Origin of the sequence: Allgaiera indica, assembly GCF_900106675.1 — a bacterium.
Lineage (GTDB): Bacteria > Pseudomonadota > Alphaproteobacteria > Rhodobacterales > Rhodobacteraceae > Acidimangrovimonas > Acidimangrovimonas indica.
This window is the reverse complement of the sequence record NZ_FNOB01000054.1, coordinates 1-2,500: the sequence shown is the minus strand read 5'-3', so window position 1 is coordinate 2,500 and position 2,500 is coordinate 1. Positions and strand designations below refer to the sequence as shown.

Annotated in this window: 2 rRNA genes (1 of these 2 cut by a window edge); both read left to right on the top strand. The window is 55.8% G+C overall.

What is annotated here, in order from left to right:
* Positions 1 to 2,111: ribosomal RNA gene (locus tag BLV97_RS20340) — 23S ribosomal RNA — on the top strand (it extends 756 nt beyond the left edge of the window).
* A 153-nt stretch (positions 2,112 to 2,264) separates the two neighbouring features.
* Positions 2,265 to 2,379 (top strand): 5S ribosomal RNA (gene rrf / locus BLV97_RS20335).
* Positions 2,380 to 2,500: the final 121 nt, after the last annotated feature.

The window sequence follows — 2,500 nt, the reverse complement described above, 5'->3', positions numbered from 1 at the left end:
CCCACACCCGTTGAAAAGGGTCGGGATGAGCTGTGCCTAGGGGTGAAAGGCCAATCAAACTCGGAGATAGCTGGTTCTCCGCGAAAGCTATTTAGGTAGCGCCTCGGACGAATACCTACGGGGGTAGAGCACTGCATGGGTGATGGGGTCCCACAGACTTACTGAGCCTAAGCAAACTCCGAATACCGTAGAGTACTATCCGGGAGACACACGGCGGGTGCTAACGTCCGTCGTGGAGAGGGAAACAACCCTGACCTACAGCTAAGGCCCCTAATTCGTGGCTAAGTGGGAAAGCAGGTGGGACGACCAAAACAACCAGGAGGTTGGCTTAGAAGCAGCCATCCTTTAAAGATAGCGTAACAGCTCACTGGTCTAGATAAGTTGTCCTGCGGCGAAGATGTAACGGGGCTCAAGCCACGAGCCGAAGCTTAGGATGCGTAGAGATACGCGTGGTAGCGGAGCGTTCCGTGATATAGCGCTTTGCTTGTTTTACCGTGTCGTGACTGGGAGCGGGCAACCGCGCTCAAGTAGCGAAGCGGTAGCGCAAGCATCAGCGCTTTCTGTGAAGCCGGGCTGTAAGGCATCCGGTGGAGAGATCGGAAGTGAGAATGTTGACATGAGTAGCGACAAACAGGGTGAGAGACCCTGTCGCCGAAAGTCCAAGGGTTCCTGCTTAAAGCTAATCTGAGCAGGGTAAGCCGGCCCCTAAGGCGAGGCAGAAATGCGTAGTCGATGGGAACCAGGTTAATATTCCTGGGCCAGGAGGATGTGACGGATCTCGAGGGTAGTTCGTTCTTATCGGATTGAACGGGCTGCTTAGAGGTTCCTGGAAATAGCCCTCCATCAGACCGTACCCGAAACCGACACAGGTGGACTGGTAGAGAATACCAAGGCGCTTGAGAGAACCACATTTAAGGAACTCGGCAAAATACCTCCGTAAGTTCGCGAGAAGGAGGCCCGGTTCGTAGGCAACTATGGGCCGGGGGCACAAACCAGGGGGTGGCGACTGTTTACTAAAAACACAGGGCTCTGCGAAGCCGCAAGGCGACGTATAGGGTCTGACGCCTGCCCGGTGCTGGAAGGTTAAAAGGAGGGGTGCAAGCTCCGAATTGAAGCCCCAGTAAACGGCGGCCGTAACTATAACGGTCCTAAGGTAGCGAAATTCCTTGTCGGGTAAGTTCCGACCTGCACGAATGGCGTAACGACTTCCCCGCTGTCTCAAATGTGGACTCAGCGAAATTGAATTGCCTGTCAAGATGCAGGCTTCCCGCGGTTAGACGGAAAGACCCCGTGCACCTTTACTCCAGCTTCGCACTGGCATCAGGATTGTGATGTGCAGGATAGGTGGTAGGCTTTGAAGCGGGAACGCCAGTTCCCGTGGAGCCTCCCTTGAGATACCACCCTTCGCACTCTTGATGTCTAACCGCGGTCCGTCATCCGGATCCGGGACCCTGCGTGGCGGGGAGTTTGACTGGGGCGGTCGCCTCCCAAATCGTAACGGAGGCGCGCGAAGGTTGGCTCAGAGCGGTCGGAAATCGCTCGTTGAGTGCAATGGCAGAAGCCAGCCTGACTGCAAGACTGACAAGTCGAGCAGAGTCGAAAGACGGCCATAGTGATCCGGTGGTCCCGAGTGGAAGGGCCATCGCTCAACGGATAAAAGGTACGCCGGGGATAACAGGCTGATGATGCCCAAGAGTCCATATCGACGGCATCGTTTGGCACCTCGATGTCGGCTCATCTCATCCTGGGGCTGGAGCAGGTCCCAAGGGTATGGCTGTTCGCCATTTAAAGAGGTACGTGAGCTGGGTTTAGAACGTCGTGAGACAGTTCGGTCCCTATCTGCCGTGGGTGTAGGAGACTTGAGAAGAGTTGCCCCTAGTACGAGAGGACCGGGGTGAACGTTCCACTGGTGGACCAGTTGTCGTGCCAACGGCAGTGCTGGGTAGCTATGAACGGACAGGATAACCGCTGAAAGCATCTAAGCGGGAAGCCCCCTTCAAAACAAGGTCTCCCTTGAGGGCCGTGGAAGACCACCACGTCGATAGGCCGGAGGTGTAAGCGCAGCAATGCGTTCAGCTGACCGGTACTAATTGCCCGATAGGCTTGATTTGATCCAGTAACAGCAGGACAAAACATCGGTTCAACCGAACCGAAAACGGATCCAAGAACTCCGAAAGGCGTTCTGATCCGGTCCCGCAGGACAAATCGAAAGCAGTCACTCAAGTGACGGACTTGGACAAAGCAAGTGCCTGGGCCTTTCTTGGTCTGGTGATCATAGCGCGAGCAAAACACCCGATCCCATCCCGAACTCGGCCGTTAAGTGCCGCCGCGCCGATGGTACTGCGTCTTAAGACGTGGGAGAGTAGGTCGTCGCCAGACCTAGAAAGTCCCAGGCAGTGTCTCTCAAAACGATGAACAAACCCTGCAACCAGAACTTCCGCAGGGTACGGTCGCGGGGTGGAGCAGCCCGGTAGCTCGTCAGGCTCATAACCTGAAGGTC